This is a genomic window from Chryseobacterium sp. Leaf201 (genome assembly GCF_001421435.1).
Lineage (GTDB): Bacteria > Bacteroidota > Bacteroidia > Flavobacteriales > Weeksellaceae > Chryseobacterium.
Genome location: NZ_LMKA01000079.1, coordinates 13,518 through 29,346, shown reverse-complemented (window position 1 = coordinate 29,346; position 15,829 = coordinate 13,518). Strand labels below are relative to the sequence as shown.

15 protein-coding genes, 1 tRNA gene and 1 pseudogene are annotated in these 15,829 nt (G+C 40.2%); 7 read left to right on the top strand and 10 right to left on the bottom strand.

Annotated features, from left to right (window positions below; translation table 11 throughout):
* Positions 1 to 3 precede the first annotated feature (3 nt).
* The gene (locus tag ASE55_RS11635) at positions 4 to 1,095 is read right to left on the bottom strand and encodes an acyltransferase family protein (protein ID WP_056219587.1); all 1,092 of its coding nucleotides are present in this window, start codon (positions 1,093 to 1,095) and stop codon (positions 4 to 6) included.
* 116 nt (positions 1,096 to 1,211) lie between these two features.
* Positions 1,212 to 2,096, bottom strand: coding sequence for a hypothetical protein (locus ASE55_RS11630; protein ID WP_056219584.1), 885 nt, complete (start codon positions 2,094 to 2,096; stop codon positions 1,212 to 1,214).
* A 179-nt stretch (positions 2,097 to 2,275) separates the two neighbouring features.
* On the opposite strand from ASE55_RS11630, the pseudogene rplU reads away from it, so the two are divergent.
* From rplU to ASE55_RS20475, 3 genes and pseudogenes are all read left to right on the top strand, one after another.
* Positions 2,276 to 2,638: pseudogene (gene rplU, locus ASE55_RS11625) on the top strand (50S ribosomal protein L21); the annotation flags it as partial.
* Positions 2,639 to 2,691: 53 nt separating this feature from the next.
* Positions 2,692 to 2,949, top strand: coding sequence for a 50S ribosomal protein L27 (gene rpmA / locus ASE55_RS11620; RefSeq protein ID WP_056219578.1), 258 nt, complete (start codon positions 2,692 to 2,694; stop codon positions 2,947 to 2,949).
* A 205-nt stretch (positions 2,950 to 3,154) separates the two neighbouring features.
* Positions 3,155 to 3,340, top strand: coding sequence for a bacteriocin-like protein (locus tag ASE55_RS20475; RefSeq protein ID WP_056219575.1), 186 nt, complete (start codon positions 3,155 to 3,157; stop codon positions 3,338 to 3,340).
* A 50-nt stretch (positions 3,341 to 3,390) separates the two neighbouring features.
* Here ASE55_RS20475 and ASE55_RS11610 read toward each other — a convergent pair whose 3' ends face one another.
* Positions 3,391 to 5,916: a DUF5686 family protein gene (locus ASE55_RS11610; RefSeq protein WP_056219572.1), complete on the bottom strand. Its 2,526-nt coding sequence runs from the start codon at positions 5,914 to 5,916 to the stop codon at positions 3,391 to 3,393.
* Positions 5,917 to 6,211: 295 nt separating this feature from the next.
* Here ASE55_RS11610 and ASE55_RS11605 point away from each other — a divergent pair, with 295 nt between their 5' ends.
* Positions 6,212 to 6,442, top strand: coding sequence for a hypothetical protein (locus ASE55_RS11605; protein ID WP_056219569.1), 231 nt, complete (start codon positions 6,212 to 6,214; stop codon positions 6,440 to 6,442).
* Positions 6,443 to 6,494: 52 nt separating this feature from the next.
* Here the strand turns inward: ASE55_RS11605 and ASE55_RS11600 are convergent, their stop codons facing one another.
* The 4 genes from ASE55_RS11600 to ASE55_RS11585 form a co-directional block, all read right to left on the bottom strand.
* Positions 6,495 to 7,124: an SOS response-associated peptidase family protein gene (locus ASE55_RS11600; RefSeq protein ID WP_056219566.1), complete on the bottom strand. Its 630-nt coding sequence runs from the start codon at positions 7,122 to 7,124 to the stop codon at positions 6,495 to 6,497.
* A 108-nt stretch (positions 7,125 to 7,232) separates the two neighbouring features.
* Positions 7,233 to 7,306: transfer RNA gene (locus ASE55_RS11595), tRNA-Asn, on the bottom strand.
* 80 nt (positions 7,307 to 7,386) lie between these two features.
* The gene (gene rseP / locus ASE55_RS11590; protein WP_056219563.1) at positions 7,387 to 8,736 is read right to left on the bottom strand and encodes an RIP metalloprotease RseP; all 1,350 of its coding nucleotides are present in this window, start codon (positions 8,734 to 8,736) and stop codon (positions 7,387 to 7,389) included.
* A gap of 103 nt (positions 8,737 to 8,839) precedes the next feature.
* Positions 8,840 to 9,280: a DUF6646 family protein gene (locus ASE55_RS11585; RefSeq protein WP_056219560.1), complete on the bottom strand. Its 441-nt coding sequence runs from the start codon at positions 9,278 to 9,280 to the stop codon at positions 8,840 to 8,842.
* 99 nt (positions 9,281 to 9,379) lie between these two features.
* On the opposite strand from ASE55_RS11585, the gene ASE55_RS11580 reads away from it, so the two are divergent.
* Positions 9,380 to 10,138 (top strand): nitrilase-related carbon-nitrogen hydrolase, encoded by a 759-nt coding sequence (locus ASE55_RS11580; protein ID WP_056219557.1) that lies wholly within the window; start codon positions 9,380 to 9,382, stop codon positions 10,136 to 10,138.
* Positions 10,139 to 10,231: 93 nt separating this feature from the next.
* On the opposite strand, the gene ASE55_RS11575 is transcribed toward ASE55_RS11580, so the two are convergent.
* Genes ASE55_RS11575 through ASE55_RS11565 form a run of 3 tightly spaced genes read right to left on the bottom strand, consistent with a single transcriptional unit; the run spans position 10,232 to position 12,363 of the window.
* Complete coding sequence (locus ASE55_RS11575; RefSeq protein ID WP_056219554.1) at positions 10,232 to 10,531, bottom strand: thioredoxin family protein; 300 nt, start codon at positions 10,529 to 10,531, stop codon at positions 10,232 to 10,234.
* 44 nt (positions 10,532 to 10,575) lie between these two features.
* The gene (locus ASE55_RS11570; RefSeq protein WP_056219551.1) at positions 10,576 to 10,950 is read right to left on the bottom strand and encodes a rhodanese-like domain-containing protein; all 375 of its coding nucleotides are present in this window, start codon (positions 10,948 to 10,950) and stop codon (positions 10,576 to 10,578) included.
* A 3-nt stretch (positions 10,951 to 10,953) separates the two neighbouring features.
* Positions 10,954 to 12,363, bottom strand: a complete 1,410-nt coding sequence (locus tag ASE55_RS11565; protein ID WP_056219548.1) for an MBL fold metallo-hydrolase — start codon at positions 12,361 to 12,363, stop codon at positions 10,954 to 10,956.
* A 264-nt stretch (positions 12,364 to 12,627) separates the two neighbouring features.
* Here ASE55_RS11565 and ASE55_RS11560 point away from each other — a divergent pair, with 264 nt between their 5' ends.
* Positions 12,628 to 14,154, top strand: coding sequence for a helicase HerA-like domain-containing protein (locus tag ASE55_RS11560; RefSeq protein WP_056219545.1), 1,527 nt, complete (start codon positions 12,628 to 12,630; stop codon positions 14,152 to 14,154).
* Positions 14,155 to 14,376: 222 nt separating this feature from the next.
* Positions 14,377 to 15,600, top strand: a complete 1,224-nt coding sequence (locus tag ASE55_RS11555) for a PolC-type DNA polymerase III (RefSeq protein ID WP_056219542.1) — start codon at positions 14,377 to 14,379, stop codon at positions 15,598 to 15,600.
* The last annotated feature ends 229 nt before the right edge of the window (positions 15,601 to 15,829 follow it).

Here is a 15,829-nt window from a genome sequence, read left to right as displayed (position 1 = left end):
CTGTTATTTAACAGCCGTTTTTATTCTCAGGAACTGCAGTATTTTCCATCCCCATTCGTCCACCTTTTTCAGTCCGCCCGAAATTACGAAGGCTAAAATGATATTGATGATATATATTAAGATCATTAGGATCCACCAGGGCATACTGTCTTTTAATGGGGCCATCAGGAAATAGACCAATGACGAACTTATTCCCTGTGCAAAATAAAAGAATATGGCATTCCTGCCAATATGGGTGACAAAACTTTCTTTCGTAATTTTTAGCCGGTTGTAAAAAACAAATAAGGTTACCAGTGAAAATAAAGTCCATATGATATAAGGGATCTTCGGCGGAAACTTGTTCCTGTTGATCTTATAAAAGATTTCATTTCCGTAAAAGAAAAACATCCATACTAAGGCTAAAGCTACAATGCCATATAAAACGGGGATGATCTTTTCCGGAATCTTTTTTCCTTTCATCTGATGAGCAGCCAGAAATATGGTCATGTAAAATGCAACATAACCCACCTGTCCTGTGGGATAAATTTCCGGAAATATATTAAATATCAGTGTTAAAGCCACACACAGCCCAATGAACCAGTTGATGTGCTTCGGAAAGAATTTTAAAATCAGGACCCCGAAAACCGTCAGTATAAAATACACTTTCAGATACCAGAAACTTCCCATTACTACGGGGAAAGTATCTGCATTGCTGTATTCATGGAGGTACCAGTTGCCGAGGTTTTCCCATTGGGGAACTGCAGAAATATCTGTAGCGGCATATTTTGATCCGAAAGTCGTATAGAAATTCTGCAGCCATTCCATTGAAAAGAAAGCCAGCCCGAAAACTTTGAAGAAATAATCCAGAAAAAACAGCAGGGTTACAAAGATCATATATGTAATCTGCAGTTTCAATAATCTGTAAAATGTCTTTCCAATATCAGATCCTGAAGTAATTCCGCTTAATGCATAGAATAAGGCTACATCAAAAACCAGGGAAAGTACCCTCACTTCGGCCGGAATGTAAAGCTGTCCGGACCAGAATGCCGTGTGGATAAAAATAATGGAAAGGGTAGCAATGCCTTTTGCAAAATCTATATAAAGGTCTCTTTTCATGCGAATTTATATGTTGCGTCAAAAGTAAATAAACTTTACGGATATTTAAATAAAGAAAGAGGTAAGACAAATGCTTACCTCCCGAATAATAATATCGAAAATGAATGAATGAATTTTTATTTAAGGTCTTTAAATTCTTCCGCAGAAATCTCTCCACTTTGGATTTTTCTCAATTCGTCCATATACTGAGTCATATAAGCATCAATTTCAGGATACTGGGTGTTTTTCCCCATTTTATAAGTTCCGTTTAAAACGCCCTGGTAATAATAGAAGAAGTTATAATCAAATGCAGCGGCAGTAAGGTCATACTGTCCCAGTAAAAAGCCCAGACGTACCGCTGATCTTCTCTGTGGCGGAGTTCCGTGGTGTCCTGGACTGGTCGTTTGGTAATCCCCGATGCTCTGTGCAAACTCATAGGCGGCGGCAATCTGAGCGAAAGAGGTCTGATTGTATCCGTTCGGTCTTCTCAGGTAATAGCCGGCAAACCCGTCTGCTTCCAGCTCATTGGGCCTTGCGGTAGATTCACTTACTGTAGGCAGTCCGAAAATGTACTGCAACTGATGTCCGTATTCATGCGCCAGGATCATGGCATTCACAATATCTCCGCCTTTGCTTTTGGCATCATAGTAAATCGCGTAGCCATAATAGATTTTCCCGGTGGAATAAGAAATCGCATTGTACGTAGAATTATAGTTCGAAGGATCATTCACGAATCTTAAGGTCGGATTGCTTCTTCCCCAGAGGCTGGCAATTTTAGTCATCTGTGCATTCATAAAATTGGTATCTGTAGAATTCTGGAGGGAAGTTGTTAAGACCGCATTTGAGCTCCAGTACTGATCTACGTAATAGCAGACTTTCTCCAGTGCATTCGGCTGTTCCGGCTTCAGGTTTTCTGTCTGTTGCTCCGTTGCCGGAGTTTCCATAGTGTCGTCATTACATGCTGACAGGGAAAGTGCAGCAATTGCTCCCACGATAAGGTGGAAATTAAGGTTTCTTTTCATATAAATATTTTGATTAACACGAAGTTATTACTTTTAACGGAATAATTAATCACTTTATCGTGATAAATTATTCAATGCATAGTTAAAATTTATATTTAAAAAAGATTGGATTGAATTTGAGGTGATTAAAAAATAATTCATATATTTGCACCTCGAAATAACTAAAAAATCTATAAACAATGTTTGCAATTGTAGAAATAGCAGGGCTTCAATATAAAGTTGAGCAAGACCAGAAGTTGTTTGTAAACCGTTTGTCAGGAGACAAAGGAGGTAAAGTATCTTTTGATAAAGTACTTCTTACTGTAAACGGAGCAATCACTGTAGGCGCCCCAGCTGTAAGCGGAATCACTGTAGAAGCAGAGATCCTAGACCACGTAAAAGCTGATAAAGTAATCGTCTTCAAGAAGAAAAGAAGAAAAGGTTACCAGGTAAAAAATGGTCACAGACAATCTTTAACTCAAATTCAGATCACTGGGATTACCGGATTTGAAGGAGCTAAAAAAGCAGAGAAGCCTGCTAAAAAAACAACCAAAAAAGCAGATGCTGAAGCTGCTGAAAGCGCAGAATAATTTAAACCAAAAAACCTTAGAATAAAATGGCACATAAGAAAGGAGTTGGTAGTTCCAAAAACGGTAGAGAATCTCACTCTAAAAGATTAGGGGTAAAGATTTTCGGAGGTCAGGCGGCTATTGCCGGAAATATTATTGTTAGACAAAGAGGTACTCAACACCACCCAGGTGCAAACGTGGGAATCGGTAAAGATCACACTTTGTTCGCTTTAATAGACGGAAAAGTAGTTTTCAGAAAGAAAGCAAACAACAGATCTTTTGTATCTGTAGAAGCAAACGCATAACACAGGCGTTTTATAAAGACTTAAAATCCCCGGTTTTCCGGGGATTTTTTTGTTATATATAGTCAGTATAATATTTTATTTATTTAATCTGTTAGCAGTGAAATATTTTTATATATTTGATAATACGCAACATATGAATTCATTGCGGATGCCTAGAAGCAAACAGGCAGTATATTAAAGAAAATATAAACCAAAAATAAATAATATGAAAAATCTGAAAAAAATCAACAGACAGGAACTTAAAAATGTAACAGGCGGAATTGCTCCTGATCAAGGATGCCTGCCTTGTGATATTTACTGTAACATTCCCGAAGGGCAGCGGCCGTCCTGCAATATCGTATATATTGTAGCACACTGCAATGGCTGTAAAGATTATCCTCTGGAATCGTAAATATATACATCACATAAAAAATCTCCTTCAAAATGAAGGAGATTTTTGTATCAGAAGCCGAACTGGAATCCGGCTTTAATTCCGAACTTCGAAATATCAGGCCTGTCGAGATAATTTCCCCTCCAGTTAAAATCTACCCTGAAAATTCTCAGGTTTCCAAATCCAATATTTTCAATCCCGACCCCGTATTCATAATATACATGCTCACTGGGCGCTGAATATTTAAATCCTGCTACATTAATGGCTTTCGATGCATCGCTCAAAGTACCGTAAGCACCTCTGATGAATGCAATTTCCCTTAGTTTTAATTTTTTGATCAAAGGGATATAAGAAAGGATCTTGCCGTTAAAATGATGCTCAAGATGCAGTGTGGTATAAGTGTCTGCAACAAATTCATAATAATTAAGCTGCGCAAAAGTATTGGCTGCCAGGCTGTAGGACTGGTTTCCCGGAATTACGTTCTGTAAAGCCAAAGGCACGGTATCGAAGTTTTTTCCGGCTTCAAAATTAACCAGCGTCTTACCCCAGCTTCCGATCAGCACCGGCTTATAGAACATGAACTGCAGTTTATTATAGTTAAAATCAGATCCGAACAACCCTTCAACCCCTCTCGTGTACTTTAAAATAATGGTAGGCGCCAAGGTTCCGTGTTCATACCTGTCGATACCAGTTTGTGAGAACTTAGCTCCCGGCCTTGCAATTAAACTTAACGTAAAATGGGAGTCATTGGTTGTTTTTCTCAGGTCTCCATTCTTATAATACATCAGGTTAAAACCATCAGGATTGGCAGATTTAATGCTCTGCATGCTTCCGTCCAGCCTGATCTGGAAGTTTTTCCACGGCTCAATAGAGGTGAAGACATTGGTTTGGTTTAAAGAACTTAAAGATGCATTTTCTCCCCTTGCAAAAATGGTTGAAGAAGCAAATGTCCTTGCCATAATCCCGTCGTCGTTGGTAAGCTGGACTCCCAATTGTAGGATGTCCCTTCTCGTTCCGGCTCCTACGGTGAACCTGTTCACCCTGTTGAACATAAATCTCGCCTCTGCACCGTATTTTAATTGTTGGTCTTTAAAACCGTAAGCCGTATAAAACTGAACCCGCCACGGGTCATTTCTTGTAAAGTAGGTTCTTGCTCCCAGCCTTATTCTGTCACCTTCCACTTCATTTTTCCCGTAAACAGAAAAAATAGGGCCGATATCAATACTCTTTCCTACATTATAATATCCGGAACCGAGGGTTTCATACAATTTTACAAGGCGGTTGAACTTTGGGGTCTGCTGAAGCTTATCCAGCATGTTATAAATTCCCTGCTCGCTTTTTGACAGCGAGTCCGGCCGTGCCTGCAGCCAGTATGCATCATCTTTATCTACAAACCGGTCATTGTATTCCTCTTCTTTCCGTTTAAAAATGTTATCTTCGAGTGGTTTGTTAAACTCATAATCCGAGTAATCGACAGACCGTTTCGCGACGATACTTTTAGATGTTTTCTTTTTTGAAAACGGGGTCATCTCAATTTCGGTAACAAATTTTCTGGGCAGGAATGTATTCTCGTCAGGATTGTCATATTCCAGTTCTGTTGAAATCCCGTTGATAAAGTTGACGTTGATTTTCTGTGTCGATTTCAAAGTGGCCCCTAAAACGGCATAGCTGTCGGTATCAATAAAAAGATATCCCTGAAAGGCCAGCACTTCGGTTCTTTTCGGCTGATAACGGATCTTAAATGCATTTTCTCCGCGTATCGAAATGGTATCAACCAAATTATAGTCGTATGTACTGAATCCGGTTTCTCCCACCGGGCTCGGAAATCCGATATCGAAATAATTTAACGTATTATCGTAAATATTAATGTCCCGGTACAGGTTTTTGGCAGTCAGTGTAATGATCTGGTTATCCTGGAACCCTGAGGTTTTCTGTGCCGTAAGCAGCCTTTTGTTTCTTTTTGACGGCCTGTTTTCTCCGTAATTTTCATAGACGGCTTCGTTGAGGAAAAGGGGGAGTCCCATTTTTCCGCTGGCGGTAGAGTCTGCATATTCAAAGATAAAATCAAGTTTATTGAAGATTTTTCTCTTCATAAAAGCACTGTCCAGGTTGTTGGCATCAAACTGGATTTTTTCATACTCCTTGTACGTATAGGTGTCAAATTTATCCAGTCCGTTGTTTCTTTTGCGTTCCCAGACTTTCTGCATGATGGCATAAGCCGGATTTTCCTTCTTGTTCTTATACTTAGGCTTTTCGTTATGGATGACTACCTCTTCAATGCTGCTCACTTTTTCCTGTGAAAGCTTTACAAAAATATTGGAGGCCGTTTCCGGAGTAACCGCTATGCTTTCCAGGGCATAGTTTTTTCTCAAAAATTTTAATTTATAAATGATACTGTCAGACTGAACCATAAAGTTGCCTGATGCAGTGGTAAGAACAGGTTTGTCATTTTCATTGATGAAAACATCCACACCGCTTATTTCTTTATTGGTTTTGGCATCTACAATCCTTCCGTTGGCCGTATTCTGCGCATAAACAGATTCGATAAAAAAAAGGAGAAAAAAGAGAGGGTAATATTTCGGATTGTTAATTAACATTTGTTGTTTCTTCAAGCTATTAGCATAAACAAAAAGTATGCAGTTTTATTGTTGGTAATCAAAATATTTCACCTGGATTTCAGGCTGGATACAAAACTGCAAATGTAAGGAAATAACATCACCATTTACGGGATTCCTCCTGATGTTTAATTAAAAATAATAAATCTCAGCAATTCCTTTATGAAAAGTGGATTGTGGCATAAAACTTAATGTATGATCAGGGAGCAGATGATTGCTCAGTGGGAACATGATACCTGCATTTAAAATTATATTTGAAAGAACAAAATATCTCAATATGAAAATAGAAATCAAGACTTTGATTGAAAAAATTACGTTAGAATTTGATAACGAAGAATATTTCAGAAAGATCCATGCCGAAATAACGGAAGCCTTACTGGATGATTTAAACGTTAAGGGCGTGTATTACGAAAAAGGCAACTCAGGTATTATGCTGCCGGCGTTACTGCTGAAGAACAGTATTATCTCGATACAGAAAGAATCAGATGCCTCTCCGTTGTTTTCTTAAGGTCAAAGCCCCGCGAATGGGGCTTTTTTATGTGTTGTTTTCCTCTTTCAGGTTAAAATAAAGTATCCTGTATTTTCTCCGGTTCCAGGTTCACATATTCCAGATCCGGCGAATAGTTCGGGAACTGGAATTCCTCAATCGGTTCCTGGTCCAGAAATGCCCTGCCCATCTTTGCATCAAGGGTAATAATCATCCGGTCATGGATTTCTGCCTGCACCGGGTTAGGCAGAGTAGTTACAAGGCCGAAGCCCAGACTGCCTTCATCATATTCATCAAAATATCCGGCGATATAAAACTGCACTTTATCCTTCCAGAACATTTCATGTTTCACTTTTGCCGGGGTTTTTCTGCCCTGTACGGATACGGTTTTGTGTTCAAAATAAGAAGAAGCCGGGATCAGGCACCGGTTCTTTTCAATCTTGCGGTAAAAAGTGTGGGTATTTTCAGATTTCAGGTTCTTTCCTTTAGTCGGAGTGTCGGGATGTTCCTTTACACCCCAGAAGGTATTCATAAGGAGAATTCCGTTGTGGTTGACAATGGCAGGAATGGTTGGGGCGGTTTGTTTGGTGAATGCATTGATGCTGCCTTTTAATTCAAACTCCTTTTCTTCGTATCCTTCTGCATCAAGGTCTTCGGCTGCTTTTTTCAGGTTGACTTTTTTATTGTTGAAGTTGTAGCACATATGATTTTTGAGGGAAAACGTACAAAATTTATGCAAAATAGAGGGCTCAGAACCAACAATCCATTTTACAGCATAAAAAAAGACCTACATTTCTGTAAGTCTTTTTKGCTCCTCCTGCTGGGCTCGAACCAGCGACCCTCTGATTAACAGTCAGATGCTCTAACCAACTGAGCTAAGGAGGAATGTCCTTYGTTTTTAAGTRGTGCAAATATAGGACGGATATTTAAACCACGCAAATTTTTTGCAGATAATTTTTATTTTTTTAAAACTTATCCGTAACGATCTTGAAAATGTCGTTTCCGAAAATCAGTAACATCAATCCTAACAGGAAGATAACCCCGATCATCTGGGCGTTTTCCAGTACTTTTTGAGGAACCGGTTTCCCGACAATCATTTCATACAGAGTAAAAATAACATGGCCGCCGTCTAATCCCGGGATGGGAATCAAATTTAAAAAGGCTAACCATACGGAGAACATCGCAGTGAAGCTCCAGAATGCAGCCCAGTTAATGGACACATCGCCGTTTGCATCTCTGTCAACCGGCATATTCTTCACAATGGCAATCGGTCCGCCGACATTCTTATAGCCCTGAATTTTTGAGTTAAACATGATTTTGAACTGCTTTACCTGCATTGTCAGAGCTTCAATAGTCCTTACGAAACCTCTCGGGATTGCCTCACCGAAAGAATATTTTTTATCGGTAACAACGCCGGCAATGCTTTTCTGGTCAACAGCGATGCCCAATTTCCCGTTTTTGTCTACAGGGGCAGCAACGGTCTGAGGCTGTCCGTTTCTCAGTACATCAATCTGTACCGTTTTTCCTTTGTTCTCGTTTAAAACAACGCCCACTTCGTCAAAGAACGGAGTCTGTTTTCCGTTGACAGCAAGTACCTTGTCGCCTTTTGCCAGTCCGGATGATTTGGCTGCCGGTGTAACCAGAGAGTCAACCGTCATGGTAAATCTTGGAGTAATGTATAATTTGGCTTCTTTCTGTTTTAAAACATCTGCCACACCGTCTTTATCAATCGGGAACGTTACTTCCTTTCCGTTTCTGAGTACCCTTACATTGTCACCCAGTAAAATATTAATGGATGCGTTTTCCAGCCGCTCAGCCGGGTTCCCGTCGATGCTGATGATTTTGTCACCACTCTGGAATCCCATTTTTCTGCCGGCATCCGTTACCCCGATACCATTATTGAATTTGGTAAGGTCGGTATACATTTCCCCGTTAAAAAAGGAGAGTGAGCTGTAGATCAGCCACGCAAGGAAAAAGTTCACTGTTACCCCTCCCAACATAATAATAAGTCTCTGCCAGGCCGGTTTGGCTCTGAATTCCCATGGCTGTGCAGGCTGCTTCAACTGTTCGGTATCCATGCTTTCATCCACCATCCCGGCGATTTTTACATATCCTCCGAAAGGAAGCCATCCGATACCGTATTCGGTTTCACCTACTTTTTTCTTTACCAGGGAAAACCACGGATCGAAGAAGAGATAGAATTTTTCAACTTTGGTTTTGAACCATTTGGCGGGTAAGAAATGCCCCAGTTCATGAAGGATTACTAAGATAGAAATGCTCAATATAAATTGAAACAGTTTGATTGCTATTTCCATTAATGCTTTTTATGTTTAATTTGCAAAGGTAACAATTATCAAAAGGATGCCAAATAAAAAGCTTCCCGTTTCAGGAAGCTTTGTCATATAATGTAATGATTTATTATAAATTAATGGAAACTCCGAGACTGCCATTGTTGCCGACTTCCGCAAATACCCCGATTCTGTCAGTAAAAAAGTACCGTGCACCGATATGGGCGCCAAGCCCGAAATCGCTTCCCACAATCCCGATATCAATCCCCGGATAAATATCCAGTTTTTCAGGCAGCTGCAGAGTTTCTTTCAGGTGGAAATTCAGCCTTCCGAAAACAAAAACACGGTTGTCATTGTCATTATCTTTGTAATTGTCGAAATAAGCATTCAGTCCGGCACCTACGGATATCAGATTATTCAACCCGTAATCATAAGTTCCCGTAATTCCTGTTCCGTAACCCCACGCACTTATTCCCGCGTTGATTTTCTGGTCTCCTTTTCCTGTCCATGCCTGTGCATCTGCGGCTGTACCTGCAAAGATCAGCATCACGATAAAAAACAGTTTCTTCATAAATTATACTTTTCAGATTATATTTGATAAATATTTGCAGCAAAAATAAAACCGTACTCATCGGAAAAGCGTATTTTTAAGGAAGTTTTTAATAAAATTATGAAGATCACAGGCCTGAATTCGGATATCATCTGGAAAAACAAAACTGTCAACTTTCAACTTATAGAAAAAGAACTGCAGAATGAAGAAGCGGATCTCTTTCTTCTGCCGGAAATGTTTTCTACCGGTTTTTGTATGGACGCCTCAGAAGTTTCGGACAGAAACCAGGAATCCCTTGGGTTTCTGAAGAAAATGGCCCTTGAGAAAAATGCGGCTTTCTGCGGAAGTGCACCGGTAGAAGAAGATGGCAAGTTTTACAACAGGATGTATTTCGTACAGCCGGATTCGCATGTTGATTTTTATGACAAGCGCCATTTGTTTTCTTTCTCCGGAGAAGATAAAGTGTATTCCAAAGGTAGAGAACGGGTCATTGTGAGTTATAAAGGCTTCAGGTTTCTGTTACAGGTGTGTTATGACCTTCGGTTTCCTGTTTTTGCAAGAAATAATGATGATTACGATGCCATTCTTTATGTAGCCAACTGGCCGGAGAAAAGGGTAGGAGCCTGGGAGCATTTGCTAAAAGCCAGAGCAATTGAAAACCTGTCTTATGTGTTTGGATTAAACAGAATCGGGACTGACGGAAACGACATTTTCTATCAGGAAAGTTCACACAGTTTCTTTGCAGATGGAAAAGAAATTTCTGAGAAAAAGGGGAATCTAATTTCTTCAGAATGGAGTTTAGAAGAATTAAAAGATTTTAGGAATCACTTCCGGTTTTTGGATGACCGTGATGATTTTGATATTTTAGGTTTAGATTAAGTTGAAAAATTGAGTTTCCCACAGATTACACAGATTTTCACAAGTTTTATTCTCAATCATCTGTGAAAATCTGTGGGAATAAACTTTTTCCGCCTAAATATATTGTTCCAAAAGCTGCGTCAGTCGATTCACATCATGCACGCCACTTTCTTTATACAACAGTTCCCCTTTTTTGAATACGGCTAAGGTCGGAACCCCACGTACTCCGTATTGAGAAGCTATAGCAGGATACTGGTCAACATCCACCTTGATGATTCTCGCACTGTCGCCCACGTTTTCCTTTACGGTATTAAGAACCGAAGACTGAACTTTACACGGCTGGCACCACGTTGCAAAAAAGTCGATCAGTACCGGTCTTTCGGAGTCGATGATTTCCTGGAATTTCTGTGACATAGTTTAGGTTTTATTTGAAATTATTATAGTGTCTATAAAGTAAGTTATTTGCCGGCAGCTTTTTCATCCTGTATGGCTTTAACATTCTTCCATGTTGTTCCGTCATAAGCTTCAATCCCCTCTTTCTTTAAAATTTCCATTGCCTGATCTGCCTGGATTCCCTTGTTACAGAAAACAACTATTTTTTTTCCTTTAAGAGACGCTGTGTTTGCAGGGAGTTCAGACAAAGGAATATTGATGGCATTCTTTGCGGTATTTTCTGCATACTGTTCCGGAACCCTTACATCGATGAGCACCACATCAGCACTGTTCACGACATCCCTGATGTTTCTGTCAGGTATTTTTGTAGCAGCTGTTGTTTTACACGCATGTATGACCAAAAATGCAGCAAGAATAATTCCGTAAAAGCTTCTCTTCATTATTTACAATGTTTTAGACTGGCATACAAAATCAGAAGTCAGAAATTTCTCTGCTTTTTTAATCCCACTGAAACCGCCTTCGATTTCAGTGAAATTTCTGATTCCGTGGGAATTAAGGATGCTGGCTGCAATCATGCTCCTGTAGCCTCCCGCACAATGTAAAAAGAAATGCTCGGAATCGTCAATGGTCTTTACCCATTCGCTAATCATATCCAGAGGCTTATTATAAGCGTTGTCAATATGCTCGGCAGAATACTCTGATATTTTACGGACATCAATAACTTTTGAATGTTCCGTGAACTGCTCTGCAAATTCTGCCGGAGAAATTCTTTTCACCTCATCCGTTTCCTTTCCGCCGTTTTTCCAGGCTGCAAAGCCGCCTTTCAGGTATCCCAATACATTATCAAAGCCTACTCGGCTCAGTCTTGTAATGGCTTCTTCTTCCGTTCCTTCATCAGCCACCAGCAATAGGGGATGCCGCACATCAACAACTAAAGTTCCTACCCAGGGGGCAAAGTCGCCTTTCAGGCCTATATTTATAGAATTCGGGATAAACCCTTTGCAGAATTCAGCTGCACTCCTTGTATCCAAAATCAATGCTCCCGTTTCTTCAGCATATGCTTCAAAATCATCAGCCGCAATTTCGGTCAGGCCTTTATCCATTACGGCATCAAGGCTTTCATAGCCGTTTTTGTTGAGGGCGACATTCATTCCGAAATATTTAGGCGGTGCCGTCAACCCGTCCAGAACTTCTTTAATGAAAGATTCCTTATCCGGCTGATTCAGAGCGTAATTTGTTCTTTTCTGATTACCTAAAATATCAACAGTTTCTTTCTGCATATTTTTTCCGCACGCCGAACCTGCACCGTGGGCAGGATATACCGTAATGCTGTCGTCCAGAGGCATAATTTTCGTCTGAAGGCTGTCGTATAAAATTCCGGCAAGGTCTTCCTGTGTAAGACTGGTTGCTTTCTGGGCAAGGTCCGGTCTCCCTACATCACCCAAAAACAGGGTGTCACCGGTAAAGATTGCGGTTTCAACACCGGATTCATCAACCAGCAGGTACGTGGTGCTTTCCATCGTATGCCCGGGCGTGTGAAGTACTTTTATTTTTACATTTCCAATTTCAAAAATCTGATTGTCTTCTGCGATAATCGCTTCAAATTCAGGCTGTGCGGTGGGTCCGTACACAATTGGTGCCCCCGTTTTCCTGCTGAGATCCAGATGTCCTGAGACAAAATCTGCATGGAAATGGGTTTCAAAAATATATTTTAAAGCGACATTATCTTTTTCCAGACGATCCAGATAAGGTTTTATTTCTCTTAAAGGATCAATGATCACGGCTTCGTTTTCAGATACGATGTAATACGCACCCTGAGCCAGACATCCGGTATATATTTGTTCGACTTTCATTATATGGTGTAACGGTTTAATGTTATTGATGTACAAAAATCGTGTTTTATTTTTTAATACATATTAAAATTAAGAAATCTATATTGATAGAATACATCTATAAAGTTTTAGGCACCTTGATTGTTGCCGGTAACGTTCAACATTTCAAAATTTTACTCCTGAGATGAGATTGTTGCAGCACAGCCATACCTGAAATTAATCATAATTGAATTCCTGTCCAGAAATCTCCTGAAAAAATTTATATTTATAAGTTAAAAAGAACAAATGGCAGACAAAACAAAGTTCATTGAAGAACTCAATACGAAATATACTCCGAAAGGAGACCACATTATATTGGGAAAAGCAATGCTGGACGGTGAAGTCGTTACTGAAGTGGATGTTGCAGTTCCGTTAAAAACCATTAACCGCCACGGGCTTATTGCCGGGGCAACGGGGACGGGGAAAACCAAAACCCTGCAGGTTTTTGCAGAACAGCTTTCCCATCAGGGAATTCCTTCTCTGGTATTGGATATTAAAGGTGATTTTTCGGGAATTGCAGAAGCCGGAACCGAAAATCCGGCCATTAAAGAGCGGTATGCAAAAACGCAGCTTCCCTATAATCCACAGCCGTTTCCGGTAGAGCTAATGACAATTTCCGGGGAAAGAGGCGTGAAACTGAGAGCTACGGTTACGGAATTCGGCCCGGTTTTATTAAGTAAAATCCTGCAGCTGAACGAGACACAGCAAAGCATCATGTCCATTGTTTTCAAATATTGTGATGATAAAGGGCTGCCATTGATTGACCTGAATGACCTGAAAAAAGTATTGCAGTACGTTACGGAGAACCCGCAGGGAAAAGCTGAGCTTTCGTCCGATTACGGTTCCATTTCCTCAGCCTCTCTAGGTGCAATCCTGAGGTCTATTGTTGCTCTGGAACAGCAGGGTGCTTCAGATTTCTTCGGTGAATTAAGTTTTGATGTCCATGATCTGCTTCAGACCAGGGACGGAAAAGGGGTAGTCAATATTTTGCGTGTGTCGGATATCCAGAGCAGGCCGCAGCTGTTTTCCACCTTCATGCTTTCTCTTTTTGCGGAAATTTATATGACTTTTCCTGAAGAAGGAGACAGCGGAAAGCCTAAACTGGTCCTGTTTATTGATGAAGCCCATCTTATTTTTGATGAATCTTCCAAAGCACTGGTCTCCCAGATTGAAACCATGGTAAAGCTGATCCGCTCAAAAGGAGTCGGGATCTACTTTATCACCCAGATTCCGGGTGATGTTCCGGAAGCGGTACTGTCCCAGCTGGGATTAAAGATTCAGCATGCCCTGCGAGGGTTTACGGCAAAAGACAAAAAAGAAATTTCCAAAGCGGTGGAAAACTATCCGGAAACGGAATTTTACAATGCCTCAACATTGATCCAGAACCTGGGAATAGGGGAAGCATTTATCACGGCCCTGGATGAAAAAGGAATCCCAACGCCGCTGGTTCATACCTACCTGATTTCACCTGAATCCAGAATGGATGTTCTGAATGATGCGGAAATAACGGTGCTTACAGGCAGGTCAGCCCTGGTTGCCAAATATGAAAAACCGGAAAATAATGAATCGGCTTATGAGATCCTGGTTAAAAGAATGGAAGAAGCCGTTCAGAAAGCAGCTCCGGGCCAAAAGACAAAGCCTGTGAAAGAAGAGGCAGGAATGTTTGAACAGATTTTACAAAGTAAAGCAGGCAGAACCTTTACAGGTACCCTGATGCGTGAAGGCGCCAAAGCGATCCTCGGAATGCTTGGATTGGGAGGAAGAAAGAGATAATTGTAGAATTTTTGTTATTTTAGCAGGATGCCTTTGCCGGAGATGCAATGATTTTGTGGTCAGTGTTTATTTTTCACTGTTTTCCTAGGGTGCAGCAGCACCTGTTATCATCAGGCCGGCAGGAGATATGGCATAAGTTATGTTATTAAGTTATTGTTAACCGGACTTTGTTCCGGTGGCAGTAGTATGAAGATTAATCAAATGAAATTTGTATAGATTTAAATGTATTCAATTATCGATATAGAAAGCAATGGTGCAGGTTATAGAAAAGAATGCATTATAGATATTGCGATTTACAGGTATGACGGGCAGAAAATTGTAGACCAGTTTATTTCCTTAGTCAACCCTGAAAGTGATATCACGCCCTTCGTGCAGAAACTCACGAATATTACCCCCAAAATGGTTAAAACGGCTCCGAAGTTTCATGAAATAGCCAAAAGGGTGATTGAAATTACTGCCAATACTACTTTGGTGGGGCATAATATCGATTTTGATTACAGGATGCTGCGCCAGTCTTTCCAGAGGTTGGGCTATGATTATAAGATCAATACACTGGATACCATTCCGCTGGCAAAAAAGCTGATTCCGGATGAGGTAAGCTACTCACTCGGTAAACTGGTGAAATCCCTTGGGATCCCGCTTACGAACCACCACCGGGCAGACGGTGACGCAAGGGCAACCCTGGAGCTGTTCAAGCTGCTGGTTTTAAAAGATACCAAAAACGAGATCATCCAGGAGCATCATGAAGAATCCAATGCCAAGACTTACATCAACAAGATCAAAGTGCTTACGCAGGATCTTCCTAATGAAAAAGGCTTTGTTTATTTTCAGGACGAATCGGGGAAAATTATTTTTTCGGATCATGTTCAGGACATCAATAAGTTTTCAAAAAAAGTATTCAATTCCAAGTCCAAGAGATGGGAATCTGTTCAGACAGATGTAGAACAGATCAATTATGAACTTACCGGAACCGATATTATTGCCAAGCTGATTTTAAATTCAAAAGGAATCAGGAAAAGGGAAATTCTTCCGTTCGGACTGTATTACAGAAACTCAAAGTATATCGTAGAAAAGAATAAACTGAATAAGGACGAAAAACCAATCCTCAAATTTAAATCTTTTACACAGGGTTCAAAAGCGGTGCAGTTTATCAGTAAACTGGAAGAATACAATGATGTTGAAGCTTTTAAAAATAAAATCAATTTCAAAAAAAGGAACGGACTCTGGTTGGGAACAGGAAGGAAATTAGGAGAAAAACTATTCTTAATTGTCGAAAACGGCAAAGTGGTTTCCTATGGCTTTTATGAACTCTTTACGCAGATTCAGACTTTAAGCAAGCTTTCCAAGCTGAAAATTGACTTGCTGTTTCAGTCGGCGGATCTTAATAATGACCTACAGCTTGCCCTCATCCGGGGTGATTTTGAGACACTACCGCTGCCTAAATAGTCTGGTTTAAAATATTAATGCCGATAATCAGAAAGAATTAAATTTTCTTTCATGAACTCACGCCTTGGTTTGCTGGTGAGGTTTAGATAAGTAACCTTTAATTCAGATATACCATTACGGGTCCTTCAATTTTGAATCTGATTGTGCAGATGGTTATTTATGATATTAGTGATATAAAAAACTATCCTAAACTTAAGTGAAGTTTTTTATTCTGTAAAAAGATAAATTA

Coding starts and splice junctions, on each gene's coding strand:
- ASE55_RS11555 (WP_056219542.1), top strand. CDS start 14,377: ATGTATTCAATTATCGATATAGAAAGCAATGGTGCAGGTTATAGAAAA.
- ASE55_RS20475 (WP_056219575.1), top strand. CDS start 3,155: ATGAAAAATCTGAAAAAAATCAACAGACAGGAACTTAAAAATGTAACA.
- ASE55_RS11635 (WP_056219587.1), bottom strand. CDS start 1,095: ATGAAAAGAGACCTTTATATAGATTTTGCAAAAGGCATTGCTACCCTT.
- ASE55_RS11565 (WP_056219548.1), bottom strand. CDS start 12,363: ATGAAAGTCGAACAAATATATACCGGATGTCTGGCTCAGGGTGCGTAT.
- ASE55_RS11575 (WP_056219554.1), bottom strand. CDS start 10,531: ATGTCACAGAAATTCCAGGAAATCATCGACTCCGAAAGACCGGTACTG.
- ASE55_RS11610 (WP_056219572.1), bottom strand. CDS start 5,916: ATGTTAATTAACAATCCGAAATATTACCCTCTCTTTTTTCTCCTTTTT.
- ASE55_RS11605 (WP_056219569.1), top strand. CDS start 6,212: ATGAAAATAGAAATCAAGACTTTGATTGAAAAAATTACGTTAGAATTT.
- ASE55_RS11585 (WP_056219560.1), bottom strand. CDS start 9,280: ATGAAGAAACTGTTTTTTATCGTGATGCTGATCTTTGCAGGTACAGCC.
- rpmA (WP_056219578.1), top strand. CDS start 2,692: ATGGCACATAAGAAAGGAGTTGGTAGTTCCAAAAACGGTAGAGAATCT.
- ASE55_RS11580 (WP_056219557.1), top strand. CDS start 9,380: ATGAAGATCACAGGCCTGAATTCGGATATCATCTGGAAAAACAAAACT.
- ASE55_RS11600 (WP_056219566.1), bottom strand. CDS start 7,124: ATGTGCTACAACTTCAACAATAAAAAAGTCAACCTGAAAAAAGCAGCC.
- ASE55_RS11570 (WP_056219551.1), bottom strand. CDS start 10,950: ATGAAGAGAAGCTTTTACGGAATTATTCTTGCTGCATTTTTGGTCATA.
- ASE55_RS11560 (WP_056219545.1), top strand. CDS start 12,628: ATGGCAGACAAAACAAAGTTCATTGAAGAACTCAATACGAAATATACT.
- rseP (WP_056219563.1), bottom strand. CDS start 8,736: ATGGAAATAGCAATCAAACTGTTTCAATTTATATTGAGCATTTCTATC.
- ASE55_RS11630 (WP_056219584.1), bottom strand. CDS start 2,096: ATGAAAAGAAACCTTAATTTCCACCTTATCGTGGGAGCAATTGCTGCA.